The 17,410-nt window shown below is 64.8% G+C and carries 17 protein-coding genes; 7 read left to right on the top strand and 10 right to left on the bottom strand.

Annotated elements, in window-relative coordinates:
• Window positions 1-2 precede the first annotated feature (2 nt).
• Window positions 3-458 carry a hypothetical protein gene (locus tag MKK62_RS05620; protein ID WP_240261981.1) on the bottom strand — a complete coding sequence of 152 codons (456 nt, stop codon included), beginning with the start codon at window positions 456-458 and terminating at the stop codon, window positions 3-5.
• Window positions 459-507: 49 nt separating this feature from the next.
• Window positions 508-1,662: a 3-ketosteroid-9-alpha-monooxygenase, oxygenase component gene (locus MKK62_RS05615; RefSeq protein ID WP_240261982.1), complete on the bottom strand. Its 1,155-nt coding sequence runs from the start codon at window positions 1,660-1,662 to the stop codon at window positions 508-510.
• A gap of 113 nt (window positions 1,663-1,775) precedes the next feature.
• Between MKK62_RS05615 and MKK62_RS05610 the strand changes: the two genes are divergently transcribed.
• A complete protein-coding gene (locus tag MKK62_RS05610; protein WP_240261983.1) occupies window positions 1,776-2,300 on the top strand; it encodes a gamma carbonic anhydrase family protein in 525 nt (174 codons plus the stop codon).
• On the opposite strand, the gene MKK62_RS05605 is transcribed toward MKK62_RS05610, so the two are convergent.
• From MKK62_RS05605 to MKK62_RS05585, 5 genes are read right to left on the bottom strand one after another with little or no spacing between them, the layout of a single operon-like run.
• Window positions 2,297-2,704 (bottom strand): nuclear transport factor 2 family protein, encoded by a 408-nt coding sequence (locus tag MKK62_RS05605; RefSeq protein ID WP_240261984.1) that lies wholly within the window; start codon window positions 2,702-2,704, stop codon window positions 2,297-2,299. The two genes, MKK62_RS05610 and MKK62_RS05605, sit on opposite strands and share 4 nt — an antisense overlap.
• Window position 2,705: 1 nt before the next feature.
• On the bottom strand, window positions 2,706-3,584 hold the full coding sequence (locus MKK62_RS05600) for a TIGR03619 family F420-dependent LLM class oxidoreductase (RefSeq protein ID WP_240261985.1): 879 nt from the start codon (window positions 3,582-3,584) through the stop codon (window positions 2,706-2,708).
• Window positions 3,581-4,750, bottom strand: coding sequence for a thiolase family protein (locus MKK62_RS05595; protein ID WP_240261986.1), 1,170 nt, complete (start codon window positions 4,748-4,750; stop codon window positions 3,581-3,583). Before MKK62_RS05595 ends, MKK62_RS05600 begins: the two co-directional genes overlap by 4 nt.
• A 2-nt stretch (window positions 4,751-4,752) precedes the next feature.
• Window positions 4,753-5,814 (bottom strand): thiolase family protein, encoded by a 1,062-nt coding sequence (locus MKK62_RS05590; protein ID WP_240261987.1) that lies wholly within the window; start codon window positions 5,812-5,814, stop codon window positions 4,753-4,755.
• A gap of 12 nt (window positions 5,815-5,826) precedes the next feature.
• A complete protein-coding gene (locus tag MKK62_RS05585; RefSeq protein WP_240261988.1) occupies window positions 5,827-6,819 on the bottom strand; it encodes a Zn-ribbon domain-containing OB-fold protein in 993 nt (330 codons plus the stop codon).
• A gap of 70 nt (window positions 6,820-6,889) precedes the next feature.
• Between MKK62_RS05585 and MKK62_RS05580 the strand changes: the two genes are divergently transcribed.
• From MKK62_RS05580 to MKK62_RS05570, 3 genes are read left to right on the top strand one after another with little or no spacing between them, the layout of a single operon-like run.
• On the top strand, window positions 6,890-7,921 hold the full coding sequence (locus MKK62_RS05580) for an LLM class F420-dependent oxidoreductase (RefSeq protein WP_240261989.1): 1,032 nt from the start codon (window positions 6,890-6,892) through the stop codon (window positions 7,919-7,921).
• Window positions 7,922-7,965: 44 nt separating this feature from the next.
• A complete protein-coding gene (locus tag MKK62_RS05575; RefSeq protein ID WP_240261990.1) occupies window positions 7,966-8,682 on the top strand; it encodes an acetoacetate decarboxylase family protein in 717 nt (238 codons plus the stop codon).
• Window positions 8,679-9,902, top strand: a complete 1,224-nt coding sequence (locus tag MKK62_RS05570) for a cytochrome P450 (RefSeq protein ID WP_240261991.1) — start codon at window positions 8,679-8,681, stop codon at window positions 9,900-9,902. Before MKK62_RS05575 ends, MKK62_RS05570 begins: the two co-directional genes overlap by 4 nt.
• Before the next feature lie 44 nt (window positions 9,903-9,946).
• Here MKK62_RS05570 and MKK62_RS05565 read toward each other — a convergent pair whose 3' ends face one another.
• Window positions 9,947-10,747, bottom strand: a complete 801-nt coding sequence (locus MKK62_RS05565; protein WP_240261992.1) for a crotonase/enoyl-CoA hydratase family protein — start codon at window positions 10,745-10,747, stop codon at window positions 9,947-9,949.
• A gap of 33 nt (window positions 10,748-10,780) precedes the next feature.
• Between MKK62_RS05565 and MKK62_RS05560 the strand changes: the two genes are divergently transcribed.
• The 3 genes from MKK62_RS05560 to MKK62_RS05550 all read left to right on the top strand — a co-directional run bounded on the left by MKK62_RS05560 (window position 10,781) and on the right by MKK62_RS05550 (window position 15,246).
• A complete protein-coding gene (locus MKK62_RS05560; RefSeq protein WP_240261993.1) occupies window positions 10,781-12,463 on the top strand; it encodes an acyl-CoA synthetase in 1,683 nt (560 codons plus the stop codon).
• Window positions 12,460-13,227 carry a fructosamine kinase family protein gene (locus MKK62_RS05555; protein ID WP_240261994.1) on the top strand — a complete coding sequence of 256 codons (768 nt, stop codon included), beginning with the start codon at window positions 12,460-12,462 and terminating at the stop codon, window positions 13,225-13,227. Before MKK62_RS05560 ends, MKK62_RS05555 begins: the two co-directional genes overlap by 4 nt.
• Window positions 13,228-13,689: 462 nt before the next feature.
• Window positions 13,690-15,246 (top strand): acetolactate synthase large subunit, encoded by a 1,557-nt coding sequence (locus MKK62_RS05550; RefSeq protein ID WP_240261995.1) that lies wholly within the window; start codon window positions 13,690-13,692, stop codon window positions 15,244-15,246.
• Here the strand turns inward: MKK62_RS05550 and MKK62_RS05545 are convergent.
• Window positions 15,232-15,930, bottom strand: coding sequence for a class A beta-lactamase-related serine hydrolase (locus tag MKK62_RS05545; RefSeq protein WP_240261996.1), 699 nt, complete (start codon window positions 15,928-15,930; stop codon window positions 15,232-15,234). The genes MKK62_RS05550 and MKK62_RS05545 overlap by 15 nt on opposite strands.
• Window positions 15,897-17,402: a long-chain-fatty-acid--CoA ligase FadD17 gene (gene fadD17 / locus MKK62_RS05540; RefSeq protein ID WP_240261997.1), complete on the bottom strand. Its 1,506-nt coding sequence runs from the start codon at window positions 17,400-17,402 to the stop codon at window positions 15,897-15,899. The genes MKK62_RS05545 and fadD17 overlap by 34 nt, the downstream gene beginning before the upstream one ends.
• Window positions 17,403-17,410 lie beyond the last annotated feature (8 nt).

The following is a 17,410-nucleotide window of genomic DNA, read 5'->3' as shown; positions in this document are numbered from 1 at the left end:
GGCTAGCCGTCGCCGGGCGGCGTCGCGCTGGACTCCGCTTCCAGGCAGCCCTCGGCAACGGCATGCTCGATGCTGTCGGCCAGCTTCGGGCAGGCCCGGGCTCGCGCGGTCGGCTCCCCACCGGCGCGGATCTCGGCGAAGTAGGCGCACCGCTGGGAGGCATCCCTATTCCATTGGACCGCAGTGTGTCCCGGGCCCATCCGCTTCACGTTGACTGTCGCGTGGCAGAACCGGCAGTCCACCGGCTGCTGGCCCGAGGTCAAATAGCGAACCTTGTCGGCCTGCGTGGCGGCCCGGACCGCGGCGGCGCGAGCTGGATCGTTGGCGAAATTCGGTGCCTTGGACCAAGATCCACCGCCGACCCCCGTCGACGCCGGCTCGTCGTGGTCGTGATCGCCGCGGAGCATCAACATCGACCGGGCGAGCCGGTCGACATCGGGTGACTCCTTGGGGTCCATATGTCGCCGCTCCTCCTCATCGCTGCGCTCTGCATCGCCGCCGGCGGCGTCATGTAGCCGGTTGCTCGGTCTTCTCTTCTTCGGCCTGCTTTGCCAAGTTCTCGTCGACCTCGACATGCCACTTCTCGTTGGCAATGGTGGTGTCCACCTCGATCTCGAAGCGGTCCGTCATATCCGGCGTGATGTCGGCGACGTCGACGTAGAACTGTTGGTACCAACGGCGCATCTGGTAGACCGCGCCGTCCTCCTCGACCAGCAGCGGGTTGTCGATGCGGGTCTTGTGCTTCCAGATCTCGACGTCCTGGAGGAAGCCTTTGCTGACACCCTCGGTGAACACCTTCGCGAGCTTGTTGGTCATTTTTTCGTCCATGCCCTTGGGCTTTTCGACGATGACGCCCCACATCAGCACGAACGAATTCTGGGTCACCGGGTAATGGCAGTTGATCAAGATCGACTCGGCCTTGTAGTCGCCGTAGGAGTTGTGCAACCAGTTGATCATGAACGACGGCCCGAAATAGGACGCCTCTGAATCAAGGTGCGCTTCACCGTATGAGGTGCCAAGGTCGTTGACATCGGGGCGGCCGACGTTGTGCAAGTACTGCGATGCGATGTGGCCTTCGAAGACGTTCTTGAAGTAGGTCGGCAGACCGAAATGGATGTAGAAGAAGTGCGCCATGTCGGTGACGTTGTCGATGATGTCCCGGCAATTCGAGCCTTCGATCAGGATCGAGTTCCAGCGCCAGTCGGTCCATTCGCCGCTGGAGTATTCGGGGATCTCCGGGATCTGCACCTCGGGCTGCGGCGGGTTGCCTTCATGGTCATGCCAGACGAACAACAGGCCGCTGCGGACGTCGGTTGTCCACGACCGGGTGCGCGCCAGTCGCGGGGTGCGCTTGGCGTACGGCACCAGCTTGCATTTGCCGTCGCCGCCCCAGCGCCAATCGTGGAACGGGCAGGCGACCTCGTCGCCCTTGATGGTGCCTTGCGCCAGATTGCCGCCCATGTGGCGGCAGTAGCCGTCAAGTACATGGATGTCGCCGTGCGAGTCACCAAATACGACGAGGTGCGTGCCGAACGCCTCGATCCCGTGCGGTTCGCCGTCTAGGTAGTCCTTGACCGGGCCGAGGCAGTGCCAACCGCGGGCATAGCGGTCGGGCAGGGTGCCGGCGTCGATCTCGCGAACTTCGGCGGTTTCGGTAGCCATGAGGTCTCCACTGTGATCGGGCTTCTAACTAGAACACGTTACAGTTTTTGCCGTAGATCGCGCAACGACGGGCGCATATCTGCCGGTTACCCGCGTTGCGGTATATCTGAACGATGCCGCTATTCGCGTTTGAAGGACGAGCGCCGCGGGTCGATCCCACCGCCTTCGTCGCGCCGACCGCCACCTTGATCGGCGATGTGGTCGTCGAGGCCGGGGCGTCGGTGTGGTTCAACACCGTGCTGCGTGCCGACTACGGACCGGTGATGGTCCGTGAGGGCGCCAATGTGCAGGACGGTTCGGTGCTGCATTCACCGCCCGGCGTCCCGGTCGATATCGGACCCGGCGCGACGGTGGCACACATGTGCGTGATTCACGGCGCCCACATCGGTGCCGAGGCACTGATCGCCAACCACGCCACCGTGCTCGACGGCGCAGTGATCGGGGCGCGTAGCCTCGTTGCGGCGGGCGCCCTGGTGACCGGCGGCACCAAGATCCCGGCTGAAGTCTTAGTGGTTGGGGCCCCCGCGACGGTCAAAGGCCCGATCGCCGGCACCGGCGCCGAGATGTGGGTGAAAGTGAACCCGAAGGCATACCAGGATCTCGCCCAGCGCTATCTCACTGGGCTGGAATCGCTCTAGATCTTGCGGGCGCTCGCGGTGGCCTGGTCGACTTCCCAGAAGGCGCGCAGGGCCAGCATCTTGCCGTCGCTGTCGACCTTGTAGGTGAAGACGCCTTCGGCGGTGATCTGGTGTCCCGCTGCGGTGATCAGGATGTGGCCGACGTTGGCTTCCTCGTTGCCGCATTCGTAGGTCTTGTCGAACACGAACTCGATCTTGTCGGTCGGGGCAATCGCTTTGTCCCAGAATGCCGAGATTGCGTCACGCCCGCGATGCCCTTTGCCCTCGGGGTCGAAATGCGATGGGCCGACGGGGTCTTCGACGATGGCGTCGTCGGCAAAGTTCGCCAACCAAGCTTCTTTGTCGCGAGCTGCCACGGCATCGCGAGAACGCTTGCCAGCCAAGTGTGCGGGAGTATCGGCCATATCAGTTCTGCCATCCAGAGTGGATATAGGTCTCGGCCCAGCGTTTCAGCGAGTCCTTCTTCTGCTCCAGCGGCGCGTCGGTCCCGAGCCCGTCCAGAAGCCACGGGATGGTGATGTAATCGGTTACTCCGATCTCGGCGAGCTCGCGATGACCGTCCACGCCGAACTTGTCGATGCACACCGCCTGAATCTCGAAAGGCAGATCCTCGCGTCCCTGCTCGGCGCGCAGAGTGTCGAGTTTGCCAATCGTTTCGGCGAGTTGCGCGTGCGTCATCATCGCGCTGGTCCACCCGTCACCGACCCGCGCCGCCCGACGCAGCGCCACGTCGGTATGGCCGCCCACGTAGAACGGCACCGGTTGGGTGGGCGCCGGGCTCATCTGCAGACGGTCGAAATCGTAGAATTCGCCGTGGAATTCGACCATGCCGCCGGCTAACACCAGTTTGATGACCTCGATCATCTCGTCAACCCGCTTGCCCCGTCGCGCATACGGCACGCCGCACCACTCGAACTCTTCTGGCGCCCAACCGATCCCGACCCCGAAGCCGAAGCGGTTATTGGTCAGGTTGGCCACTGAGCCGACCTGGCGAGCCAGTAGCAGCGGGTTTCGCGAACCCAGCTTCATCACGTTCGTATAGAAACGCAGCTTCGACGTGACCGCGCCCATCGCGCCCGCCAGGATCAGCGGGTCGACCCACGGCGACTCCTCGTCGAACATCCGCTTGCCGTCGGCGGTGTAGGGGTAGTCAACGGACTGCTTCTCGAAATAAAAAATGGAATCTGGCAACGCTATCGAGTCGAAGCCAACTTCCTCAGCGGTCTTGGCCAGTTCGATCAACTGGTCGATCTGGCCGAAGGCAATACTGCAGGTGTACTTCACTTCTTGTCCGCTCCGACGACCCACATCGAGTAATACTGCGAGCCACCGCCGTAGGCATGGCCGAGTGCCTTGCGGGCGTTGGGCACCTGGTGATCGCCCGCCTTGCCCATCACCTGAATGGCCGCCTCCGCGAAGCGGATCAGGCCCGAGGCACCGATCGGGTTCGACGACAACACCCCACCGGAGGCGTTGAGCGGGATGCGCCCGCCGATCGCTGTCTCACCCGCCTCGGTGAGCTTCCAGCCTTCGCCCTCGGCCGCAAATCCCAGATTCTCCAACCACATCGGCTCGAACCAGGAGAACGGCACGTAAATCTCCGCGGCGTCGATCTCGTCGATCGGGCTGGTGATACCGGCAGCCTTCCACAGTGCTTTGGCCGCGTCGCGCCCAGCTTGCGGGTTCACCTGATCACGACCGGAATATGCCAATGGCTCGGTCCGCAGTGCGGTGGCGTGAATCCAGGCCACCGGGTGACCGTCGGCGACCCGCTGGTCGGCGATCTCTTCGTTGCCGATCACCACAGCGCACGCACCGTCGGATGACGGGCACGTTTCGTCGAAACGGATCGGGTCCCACAGCATCTGCGACGACATCACTTTGTCCAGCGTGATGTCCGGCTGATGCAGGTGCGCCAACGGGTTCTTGGCCCCGTTCAGCCGGTCCTTGACCGCGACCATGGCGCCGATGTGCGTCGGCGCACCCGAACGCCGGATGTAGGAGCGGACGTGCGGCGCGAAATAACCGCCAGCGCCGGCTCCCACCGGCTTGGTGAACGGCACCGGAATGCTCAACGCCCACATGGCATTCGACTCGGATTGCTTCTCCCAGGCCATCGCCAGCACTCGCCGGTACTTGCCTGATTGCACCAGACTCGCCGCCACCACACCGGTCGACCCACCGACAGAGCCGGCGGTGTGCACCCGAATCAGCGGCTTGTTTGTCGCGCCCACGGCGTCGGCCATGAACAGCTCCGGCATCATGACGCCCTCGAAGAAGTCGGGCGCCTTGCCGACGACGACCGCGTCGATGTCGTCCATCGTCGAACCGGAGTCGGCCAACGCCTTATCGATGGCCTCGCGAACCAGGCCGTTCATCGACACGTCCTGGCGCTTCGCGACATATTTCGTCTGGCCGGTGCCCAGCACGGCTGCAAGTTGGCCAGCCATTGTTATTTCCCTTCCAGCACGGCGACGAGATTCTGTTGCAGGACCGGTCCGCTGGTCGCGTGCGCAAGCACGCGGCCGGCTGAGCCTTCGAAGATGTGTTGCGCCGCAAAGCCGATGCGCTCCAGACCGGCGGAGAACATCGGGTTGGCGGCCAGCGCGCCGCCCGACGGGTTGATCTTCGTGGACGACGGCAGGCCGATCGCCTCGGTCAGGATCAATTGCTGGTGCGTGAAAGGCGCGTAGATCTCGGCGATCTCGACCGAGCCGGTGTCGCCGCCCGTCGCCGCCTTGGCCGACGCCTCGGTCGAGGGTGAGGTGGTGAGGTCGCGCGCGCCGAGCACCGGTGTCTCGATGCGGTGCTCGATGCCGGTGATCCACGCCGGGTTTTCGCGAAGTTCGCGGGCTTTGTCACCGGCGGCCAGCACGATCGCAGCGGCGCCGTCGGTGATCGGTGCAATGTCGTGGCGCCGAAGAGGATCGGCGAAGTACGGCCGCGACAACAGTTCGTCGATGCTCTTGGCCGGCTTCTCGGAGTCGGTGCGCTCGGCGACGGCGAACGTGTCGAGCGCCACCTGGGCCATCTGCTCGGCCGTCCACTTGCCGGAGTCCAACCCGAACCTGGCCTGCAGCCCGGCCATCGACACGGCGTCCGGCCACAGCGGCGCGACGGTGTACGGGTCGGTCTGCAGCGACAGCACCCGGCGCAGTGTTCCCGCTGACGACTTGCCGAATCCGTAGACCAGCGCGGTGTCGACTTCGCCGGTCAACAGCTTGATGTAAGCCTCGTACAGCGCCCACGCGGCGTCCATCTCGACGTGCGACTCGTTGATCGGAGGTACCGCGCCGATCGAGTCGATCGCCGAGATGAACGAGAATGCCCGGCCGGCAAGGTAATCCGAGGAGCCAGAACACCAGAAGCCGATGTCGGTCTGCTGAAGCCCCAGCTCCTCGTACAGCGAGTGGAAACACGGCATCAGCATCTCGACGCCGTTGGTGGTGCCGTCGGTGCGTCGCACATGCGGCGCATGGGCGAATCCGACGACGGCTACATCACGAAAAGTCACGTCGTTGTCCCTTTACAGGTGGTGTTTGTAGGTGTCGTAATCGGCGTCGGGTTCGCCGGTCGGCTTGAAGTACTCGATGTTGTCGATGCCCAGGCCCCACTCTTCGCGGGGCTTCCACACCGCCTCGACCCGCATGCCCATTCGCACCTCGGCGGCGTCGATCTCCTGAATCAGGTGCAAGAAAGCGATATCCGCGCCGTCGAGCAGAACGTAAGCCGCGACGTACGGCGGCTTGATGCGCTGGCCGGCGAACGGAATGTTGATGATCGCGAACGTCGTGACGGTGCCCTTATCGGGCAGCTCGATGAAGTTGTCGAGTTCCAGACCGGTCGCAGGATCGGCTTCCTTCGGGGGGAAGTACACCTTGCCGGTCGTGCCGGTGCGTGCTCCCAGCAACTTGCCCTCCTCGAGGCCGCGCAGGAATGCGGTCTCGGGAAGTGAAGCGGTGTGCTGGATTTCGATGCTGCTCGGCGTCACTTGGACCGTTACCGGCTCGCGGTCGTCCTTGACGTCCGACACCTGCTCGGCCTGATCGCCCAGCGCGAAGTAGGCGATGTCGGTGATCGCGCCGACCGTCTCCTCGGCCCAGTGGACGTGCACCCGAGCGCCGCTGCTGATCGCGTCGGGCGATCCGGCGTCCACCGCGTGCAACAGGGGAACGTCGGCGCCGTCGAGCTTGATCAGCGCCCAGGCGAACGGGCGGTCCAGCGGTTGCCCCGCAAGCGGTTCCGGCTGCCAGGTCCACGACAACACCGTCCCGACGCTGTCGACCGGAACGATCTCGGTCAAGCGCTCGTAGGTCACCGGGTCGAACTCGGCGGGCGGGACATAGATTCGGCCGTCCGATCCCCGGACGCCGACGATGTGTCGTCCACGTAGGGCGGTGAAGAACTCACTTAGGGTGGGGCCGACTGAACGGGTGTAGTCGAACGAGAGCTTCAGAGGCGCCGAGAGAACCTTCTGATGGGTATCGATCTGCACCGGGCTGCTTTGGCTGGTGGTCACAGTGTCGAGTAGAACAGGTTCTAAGAATGGATTCAAGATAGGGTCAAGACCTGCGGCGGAAGGTGGACGAATGAAGCTTGGACTCCAGCTGGGATATTGGGGCGCCCAGCCACCCGACAACCACGCCGAACTCGTGCTGGCGGCCGAGGACGCCGGGTTCGACGCGGTGTTCACCGCCGAGGCCTGGGGATCCGACGCCTATACCCCGCTGGCGTGGTTGGGCTCGTCGACGCAACGACTGAGGCTCGGCACGTCGGTGGTGCAGCTGTCCGCGCGTACGCCGACCGCCTGCGCGATGGCGGCGCTGACCCTCGATCACCTGTCCGGTGGCCGTCACATCCTGGGACTCGGTGTGTCGGGACCGCAGGTGGTCGAAGGCTGGTACGGCCAGCCGTTCCCCAAGCCGCTGGCCCGTACCCGCGAGTACGTCGACATCATCCGGCAGGTGTGGGCCCGGGAGAAGCCGGTGACCAGTGAAGGTCCGCACTACCCGCTGCCGTTGAAGAGCGAGCGGGCAACGGGTCTGGGCAAGCCTCTCAAGCCGATCACCCACCCGCTGCGCTCGGACATCCCGATCATGCTCGGTGCCGAAGGGCCGAAGAACGTGGCGCTGGCCGCCGAAGTCTGCGACGGCTGGCTGCCGATCTTCTATACGCCGCGGATGGCCGACACCTACAACGAATGGTTGGACGAGGGCTTCGCCCGGCCCGGTGCCCGTCGTGACCGGGACACCTTCGAGATCTGTGCGACGGCCAACATCGTCATCACCGACGACCGACCCGCCGCCTTCGCGGCGATGAAGCCCTACATCGCGCTCTACATGGGCGGGATGGGAGCCGAGGACACCAACTTCCATGCCGACGTCTACCGCCGGATGGGCTACGAGGAAGTGGTCGACGACGTGACCAAGCTGTTCCGCAGCAACCAGAAGGATAAAGCAGCCGAGATCATCCCGGACGAGGTGATCGACGATGCCGCGATCGTCGGGGATGTCGACTACGTGCGTAAGCAAATCAAGGCTTGGGAAGCGTCCGGGGTGACCATGATGGTTGTCAGCGGCCGCAGTAAAGAGCAGGTCCAGGAGCTGGCCAGCCTCGTGTGAGGCGGTGCTTGCGGTCATCTAGAACGGGTTCTAGATTAGGCCGGATGACAGCCTCGCAGCACACTATCGCGGGCACGGTGATCACCATGCCGGTGCAGATCCGTAAGGCGACCCAGCACATGGCCATGTTCTCGGTGGACGCCGAAGCCGCGCAAGCGTTGATCGACTACAGCGGCTTGCAGGTCTGCCGCTATCTGCCCGGGCGCGCGGTCGCGGTCCTGATGTTGATGCACTACGTCGACGGCGACCTGGGGCAGTACTACGAATTCGGGACCAGCATCATGGTCAACCAGCCGGGGTCGGATGCGAGTGGGCCCGGCGCGTTGCGGTCGGCGGGCGCGTTCATTCATCATCTGCCGGTGGACCAGGAGTTCACCTTGGAAGCGGGAACCAAGATCTGGGGCTACCCGAAGGTGATGGCGGACTTCACCATTCGAGACGACCGCCACTTCACTTTCGACCTGCGCGTCGACGGGCAGTTCGCCGTGGGTATGGATTTTCGACGCGGCCTGCCGATCCGGTTGACTCCGCGCCATCAAGAGCAGCGCAGCTATTCGCATCGCGACGGCGTCACCCGTGAGACGCGCTTTGAACACACGCTTGACGGTGTGCGCACTCGATTCGGCGGAGTTCGTGTCCGACTGGGCGATCATCCATACGCGAAAGAACTTGCGTCGCTGGGCCTTCCGAAGCGCGCGATGCTATCCAGCTCTGCTGACCACGTACGTATGACATTCGGCGACGCGCAGGAGATCTCATGACGTCAACCATCCCGTCCACGATCGTGAACATCGACCTGGCGGACGGCAACTTCTACGCCGACCGCGAGGCTTCGCGCGAGGCATACCGGTGGATGCGGGCCAACCAGCCGGTGTTCCGCGACCGCAACGGCCTGGCCGGTGCGACGACCTACCAAGCGATCATCGACGCCGAGCGCAACCCGGAACTGTTCTCCAACACCGGCGGCATTCGACCGGATCAGCCTGGTATGCCGTACATGATCGACATGGACGACCCGTCACACCTGGTGCGCCGCAAGCTGGTCAACGCCGGCTTCACCCGCAAGCGTGTTACCGAGAAGGAGCCGTCGATCGGCCGGTTGTGTGACACCTTGATCGATGCCGTCTGCGAACGCGGGGAATGTGACTTCGTCCGCGACATCGCCGCACCACTGCCGATGGCGGTCATCGGCGACATGCTGGGCGTGCTGCCCGAGGAGCGCGGCATGCTGTTGCAGTGGTCGGACGACCTGGTGACCGGGCTGAGCTCACACATCGACCCGACCGGCCCGGAGTTCCAGACGGTGCTGAATGCCTTTGCGGCCTACACCGAATTCACGATGGGCATCATCGCCAAGCGCCGCGCCGAGCCGACCGACGACCTCTTCTCGATCCTGGTGAACTCGGAAGTCGAGGGCCAGCGGATGAGCGACGACGAGATCGTGATGGAGACCCTGCTCATTCTGATCGGCGGTGACGAAACGACGCGGCACACGCTGTCCGGCGGGACCGAGCAATTGGTACGGCACCGCGATCAGTGGGATGCGCTGCGCGCCGACCGGTCGCTGCTGCCCGGCGCGATCGAGGAGATGCTGCGCTGGACCTCACCGGTGAAGAACATGTGCCGAACGTTGACTGCGGACACCGAATTTCACGGCACTGAGCTGAAGCAGGGCGAAAAGATCATGCTGCTGTTCGAGTCGGCGAACTTCGACGAGTCGGTGTTCGACAACGCCGACACCTTCGACATGCGGCGAGACCCCAACAGCCACGTTGCTTTCGGCTTCGGCACGCATTTCTGTCTGGGTAATCAGTTGGCCCGGTTGGAACTGCGTCTGATGACCGAGCGGGTGCTGGAGCGTCTGCCCGATCTGCGGCTGGCTGACGAGAGCGACGGATTGCCCTTGCGCCCAGCCAACTTCGTCAGCGGCCTGGAGTCGATGCCGATGGTGTTCACGCCGACGGCGCCGCTGTTGAGCTAAGCGCGTCGAGCGCCCGTCCAGCCGGGCGCTCGGCAAAAGACGCCTCAGCGGTTCTTGAACTGCGGGGCGCGCTTCTCCTTGAATGCCAACGGGCCTTCCTTCGCGTCCTCGGACAGGAACACGCTGATGCCCAGCTGCGTGTCGATCTTGAACGCGTCGTTCTCGTGCAAACCCTCGGTCTCGCGGATCGACCGCAGGATGGCCTGCACCGCCAGCGGGCCATTGTTGGCGATTACGTCGGCGATCTCCAGCGCCTTGTCCAGCGCCGTGCCGTCGGGAACCACGTAGCCGATCAGCCCGTACGACAGCGCCTCCGCGGCGGTGATGTGCCGTCCGGTCAACAGCAAGTCGGCGGCGATCGTGTAAGGAATCTGCCGCACCAGTCGTACCGCCGAGCCGCCCATCGGGTACAGGCTCCACTTGGCTTCGGAGATGCCGAACTTCGCGCTCTCGCCGGCGATGCGGATGTCGGTGCCCTGCAGGATTTCGGTCCCGCCGGCGATGGCCGGACCCTCGACGGCGGCGATCAGCGGCTTGGTCAGCCGCCGTCCCTTGAGCAGGGCGTCAATACGCGACGGGTCGTAGCTGCCGTCTTTGAACGAGTCACCCGGCGGCCGGGCGGTCGCGGCCTTGAGGTCCATGCCCGCGCAAAAGTAGCCGCCGGCACCGGTCAGGATGCAGCAGCGAATGTCGGGATCGGTGTCCACGCGATCCCAGGCCTCGACCATGATCGAGAGCATCTCGGTGGAAAGTGCGTTGCGGGCCTCGGGCCGGTTCAAGGTCAGGATCAGGGTGTGTCCGCGCTGCTCAATGAGGGCATCGGGCTCGGTTTTGGACTCGCTCACGGGTGATCGCCTTCCTGCTTTGCGGCCTGGAACTTGTCAGGAAATGTAACACGTTCTAATTTAGGGTCCGTGGCCCTAAATATTGCCGACTTGGCGGAGCACGCCATCGATGCCGTCCCTGACCGCGTAGCGCTGATCTGCGGTGCGGAGCAACTGACCTACGCCCAACTCGAAGAGAAGGCCAACCGCTTCGCGCACTACCTGCAGGAGCAGGGTGTGAAGAAGGACGACAAGGTCGGGCTGTATTGCCGCAACCGCATCGAGATCGTCATCGCGATGGTCGGCATCGTCAAGGCGGGCGCCATCCTGGTCAACATCAACTATCGCTACGTCGAGGCCGAACTGCGATACCTGTTCGAGAACTCCGACATGGTCGCGTTGGTACACGAGCGGCAGTACTCCGAGCGCGTCGCCAACGTGCTGCCCGACACCCCGAACGTGAAGACGATTCTGGTGGTCGAGGACGGCAGCGATGCGGACTACACAACCTACGGCGGCGTCGAGTTCTACTCCGCGATCGCCGACAGCTCGCCCGAGCGTGACTTCGGGCCGCGCAGCGCCGACGACATCTACCTGCTGTACACCGGTGGCACAACCGGCTTTCCGAAGGGCGTGATGTGGCGCCACGAAGATATCTACCGGGTGCTGTTCGGTGGAACCGACTTTGCCACAGGTGAATTCGTCAAAGACGAGTACGACCTGGCCAAGGGTGCGGCAGCCAACCCGCCGATGGTTCGCCACCCGATTCCGCCGATGATCCACGGGGCTACCCAGTCGGCTACCTGGATGTCGATTTTCTCGGGTCAAACCACCGTTCTCGCACCGGAATTCAACGCCGACGAGGTGTGGCGCACGATCCACGACCACAAGGTGAACCTGCTGTTCTTCACCGGTGACGCAATGGCTCGGCCGCTGCTGGACGCGCTGCTGGCTCATCAGGAGAAAGGGAACGAATACGACCTATCGTCGCTGTTCCTGCTCGCATCGACGGCGGCGCTGTTCTCGCCGAGTATCAAGGAGAAGTTCCTCGAGTTGCTGCCCAACCGGGTCATCACCGACTCGATTGGCTCCTCGGAGACTGGTTTTGGCGGTACCAGCATTGTCGCCAAAGACGCCCCGCACAGCGGCGGCCCGCGCGTGACGATCGACCACCGGACCGTCGTCCTCGATGACGACGGCAACGAGGTCAAGCCGGGCTCCGGCGTCCGTGGCTTCATCGCCAAGAAGGGCAACATTCCCGTCGGCTACTACAAGGACGAGAAAAAGACCGCCGAGACGTTCAAGACCATCAACGGCGTGCGCTACGCGATCCCGGGCGACTTCGCCACCGTCGAAGAAGACGGCACGGTCACGATGCTCGGTCGCGGCTCGGTCTCGATCAACAGCGGCGGGGAGAAGATCTACCCCGAGGAGGTCGAGGCCGCACTCAAGGGGCACCCCGACGTCTTCGATGCGCTGGTCGTCGGTGTGCCCGACCCGCGCTACGGTCAACATGTCGCCGCGGTCGTGCAGCCACGGCCGGGCGCGCGGCCCGCGCTCTCGGATTTGGACTCCTTCGTTCGGGCCGAAATCGCGGGATACAAAGTGCCGCGCAGCCTTTGGCTTGTCGACGAGGTCAAGCGGTCGCCGGCCGGCAAGCCGGACTACCGGTGGGCCAAGGAGCAGACAGAGTTGCGTCCGGCCGACGACGTGCACGCCGCCCACGTGACGGCTTGACCGACTTCGTCAAGAGCCATTCCGAAGCGCCGGCTGGCTTCTTCGAGTGTGAGGCCGCCGGGCTGCGCTGGCTTTCGGCGGCCAACGGCGGTGTGCCGTGTGTGCCGGTAGTCGCGGTAGACGCCACCAGCCTGACGTTACGACGGCTGGAGTCGGTGCAACCTAGTCGGGACGCCGCCATCGAATTCGGTGGCCGGCTGGCGGCTATGCATGACGCCGGGGCAGCCGGGTTCGGCGCCGGCCCGGACGGATGGGAGGGGCCCGGCTTCTTCGGTCCGCTGACCCAGCCATTGCCGATGTCGCTACGGCCACACCCGGTTTGGGGCACGTTCTATGCCGACGAGCGACTGGTCCCGATGGCGGCGATGGCGGCGCCGCAGCTTTCCTCGTCCACCCGTGCTGCCGTCGACGAAGTGGTGGCGCGTTGTCGAGCAGGCGATTTCGACGACGGCGACGCTCCGGCTCGATTGCACGGCGACCTGTGGGGCGGCAACGTCATGTGGACACCCGCCGGCGTGGTGCTCATCGACCCAGCTGCTCATGGCGGCCACCGGGAAAACGACTTGGCGATGCTCGCCCTGTTCGGATGCCCGCACTACGACGCGATCGTCGACGGCTATCAGCGCGCGCACCCGCTGCGACCCGGCTGGCGTCACCGCATCGGACTACACCAGCTCTTCGCGCTGCTTGCTCACGTCGTGCTGTTCGGTGGCGGACACGCACAACGCGCGGGGGCGTGCGCGCAATCGGCTTTGGCGCTCTGAGCCGAGCATCCGATCACCGGAATCGAAATCTGAATCGGCGGATTGAAAGCCCGTATTGATGTTAACCGCGCGGCCAGTCCGCCAATGGGACAGCATTTATGAGTGCGCTGAATTTTCCAGCTAGCTACCCGTTCGCGCCGGGCTGAGGTGCGCAAACCTTCGGGTTTCCAGAATCCGCTTCTGAATTGCCGATTTTGACGCGAAGAATACAGGGGCAAATTCCTTCGGAGAACAAAAAGTTCAGGATTCGCGTCGTGCTTGAGGCTGAACCACGTTATCTTATCGCTGGCTGACAAAACTCAGCCGGCCGGATCGGTGACGAACACAGCACGAGTGGATTGGGCGGGGCGCCGTTTATCGGGGGGTTCCGGCGCCCTACCCAAGCCTGCCGACCCACCACCGGCAGGGAAGGACCTCGCACGCCCTTCGTGCGAGGTCCTTCTCCATCTCTAGAGTCGAAGCGTGAATGGCGCACAGGTTCTGATCAACACGTTGGCCGACGCCGGAGTCGACGTATGTTTCGCCAACCCCGGCACGTCCGAAATGCACTTCGTCGCGGCTTTGGACTCCGTTGCCCGGATGCGCGGCGTGTTGACCCTTTTCGAGGGCATCGCGACCGGCGCCGCCGACGGCTACGCCCGCATCTCCGGCCGACCGGCCGCCGTACTGCTGCACCTGGGGCCGGGCCTGGGCAATGGCTTGGCCAACCTGCACAACGCTCGGCGGGCCCGGGTGCCGATGGTCGTCGTGGTCGGCGACCACGCCACCTATCACAAGAAGTACGACGCTCCGTTGGAATCCGATATCGACGCGCTGGCCGGAAGCGTCTCCGGGTGGGTGCGCCGGACGGGTGACACCGCTGACGTAGCGGCCGATGCCGCGCGGGCGGTCGCAGAAGCCGTTGCCCATCAACAAATCTCGACGCTGATTCTGCCAGCCGACACGTCCTGGACCGCTGGCGCTCAATTAGGGCAACGGTCGGCGCACCGGCCCGGGCCCGCGGAAATCGAGGCCGACGCTGTCGAAGCGGCCGCCGCTGTCCTGCGTTCTGGCGAGCCCACCGTGCTACTGATCGGCGGCGACGCCACGCGTGGGATCGGTCTGGCTGCGGGCGCCCGGATCGCTGAGGCGACCGGGAGCCGTTGGTACTGCGAGACATTCCCGGCTCGGCTGGAGCGCGGCGCCGGTGTCCCCGCCGTCGATCGGATCCCGTATTTCGCCGAGGCAGTCGTTGCCCAGCTCGTGGGGACCAAGCATCTGATCCTGGCCGGTGCCGCGTCACCGGTGTCGTTTTTCGCCTACCCTGACAAGCCCAGCGATCTGGTGCCGGAGGGCTGCGAAGTACATGTGCTGTCCGGCCCGCACGGCGCTGCGGCGGCATTGGCAGCCCTGGCCGACGACCTGGCGCCCGGCACCGAAGCCACAGTGGCGGGACTTTCGCGCCCACAGCTACCGAACGGTCCACTGACCGCGGCGACGGTAGCCGACGTGGTCGGTGCACTGATGCCCGAAAACTCGATCGTCGTCGACGAATCGAACACATCGAGTGTGCCGCTGGCGGCGGCGACCGCGGGTGCGCCCGCACACGACTGGCTCACCCTGACCGGCGGTGCCATCGGCTACGGGATCCCCGCGGCAGTCGGTGCCGCGGTGGCCGCACCCGATCGACCCGTGCTCTCCCTGGAGTCGGATGGCTCTGCGATGTATACGATTTCGGGGCTCTGGACCCAGGCCCGGGAAAACCTGAACATCACCACCGTTATCTACAACAACGGCGCGTACGACATCCTACGGCTCGAGCTGCAGCGGGTCGGTGTCGGCGCGGCGCCTGGACCCAAGGCTCGGGATCTCCTCGACTTATCCCGGCCCACAATTGATTTCGTCAGGATCGCCGAAGGTATGGGTGTACCGGCGCGGCGCGCCACCACCGTCGAGGAATTCGCCGACGCACTTCGTGCGGCGTTCGTCGAGCCCGGGCCGCACCTGATCGACGCCGTCGTCCCGTCACTGCTGGGTTAATCGGGTGACCACCCATTCGGCGAGTGCGTCGACGACCTCGACGCCGGTTTCGTAGTCGCCGCTGCGTGTCTCAGCTGCCAGTGCCACGCCGAGCGTTCCCGAACTGCGCGGCACGATCGCAAACTGGCGGACCAGATACTCGCCCCTCAAGCCCGGACCCCAGCCCCCTTTAGCCGCATAACCTTTCGCGGCCAGACCCCAGCTGTGCTCTTCGCACAGGTGACCCATCAGCTCCACGACCGGCACCGCGTCAACAACCTGCGCGAGCCCGGCGGCGAACCGAGCCTGGTCGGCCAATGTCCACCGGGTTTGACCAAACGGAGTGTATTCGGCTCGTAATCGGCGAGATTCGACGACGGTCGCGTTGTCACCCGCCTGGCGGATCACGGTCTGGACAAGCTGAGCGGCGTCGCCGCCCAACCGAGACCAAAGCTCCTCGGCGGCGGGGTTATCGGAGTGGATGATCGCTTCGGCGACGGGGCCCTCCACGCGGGCACGCAGGGCCGCGACAGCCAGCGGCACTTTGACCGTCGACCATGCGACACCCGACACCCACCCGCCGAATGACTCCGCGGTTCCGCCCGCCGACGCGATCGCGACCCCGACGTCCGCGTCGAGAGAGCGCGAGAATTCCTGAAATGACAAGGCATTCACCGAGGGATGGGGACTACCGGATCGCCGCATTCCAGACCCTCCGCGGTGAGCTGCCGCTTGAGCACCTTGAACGTCGCGGTCTTCGGAAGATTCGAACTGAGTCGGACATACGACGGCCATTGTTTCGGACCGAGGTCGGTTTGCTCGGCGAGAAACGCTCGGAACTTGTCCGCGTCGAACTCGACACCGGATGCCAGCACCAGGGCGGCCATCACCTGGTCACCGACGGTGGGGTCCGGGACCGCGTACACAGCTACCTCGGTGACGTCAGGATGCCGGGCCAGCACCCGTTCGATCGGCGCCGTGCCCAGGTTTTCACCGTCGACCCGCAGCCAATCGCCCAATCGACCGGCGAAGTAGGCGTAGCCGGCTTCGTCACGGTAGGCGAGGTCGCCGCTGTGGTACATGCCGCCGGCCATCCGCTGTTCGTTGGCTTCCGGATCGTTGTAGTAACCCTCGAATCGGCCTGCGCCGGCGACGTTTACCAGTTCGCCGACCACGCCGGGCGGACAAGGCTCCCCGGTGTCGACGTCGATGATCCGGACCTCGTCGGGCAGCGGGCCCAGCGCCCCGGCGGGTGTGTCGGGCGTGCGACCGATGGCGATCCCACCCTCGGTCGACCCGAATCCATCGATTACCCGACATCCGAATCGCGCGCCGAAGCGCTCAATGTCGGCCGGCGCCCCTTCGTTGCCGTACACCGCCCGCAGCGGATTGTCCGCGTCGTCCGGATGCTCCGGTGTGGCGAGCACGTACGACAGCGGCTTGCCCACGTAGTTGGCGTACGTGGCGCCGTAGCGACGGACGTCCGGTAGAAAGCCTGATGCGGAGAACTTGCGCCGCAACACCATCGAGCCACGGCATGCCAGGGCCACGGCCCAGCCGACCAGCACCGCGTTGGAGTGAAAGAGCGGCATCGACGCGTAGCAGACGTCGGACGTCCCGAGGCCGAACCGCTCGGACATCGTCACGCCGGCGATCGCCACTTTGCCGTGGCTGCACATCACCGCCTTGGGATTGCCGCTGGTCCCCGACGTGAAGATGAGCATGAACAAGTCGTCGGGTGAGGCCGCCCGGAATTGGACCTCGGCGCCGTGCGCAGACACCTCGGCCGCCCATTCCGCGGAGTCGACGTTGACGTGCTCGATATCGCCCAGTGTCACCGCCGATTTCGCGTCCGCCAGCACCAGTTGGCAGTCGCCGTGCGCGATGTCGCGCACAAGTGCTGTGCCGCGGCGCACCGGGTTGAGGCCCACCGGGACTATTCCCGTCATCCCGGCGGCTACCAAGATCGACGAGAAGAACGGGGTGTTCTCCAGCAGCACACCGACATGCGGCGGCCTGCTCGGGTCGAGCCGCGCGCGCAAAGCCGATGCGACCGCGGCGCCCTGCCGAAGATGGTCGCGCCAGCTGACGAACGAATCCTCGAAGTAGACGCCCCGGTCTTCGACGTCGGCCAGCGGTGCCAGCAGATCGGCGACAGTCGGTAGCGCTTCGGTCACTGGCCCTG

This window comes from Mycobacterium paraterrae, from assembly GCF_022430545.2.
GTDB lineage: Bacteria > Actinomycetota > Actinomycetes > Mycobacteriales > Mycobacteriaceae > Mycobacterium > Mycobacterium paraterrae.
Note: the sequence above shows the minus strand (reverse complement) of the source record. Positions and strands in the feature narration are given on the sequence as shown.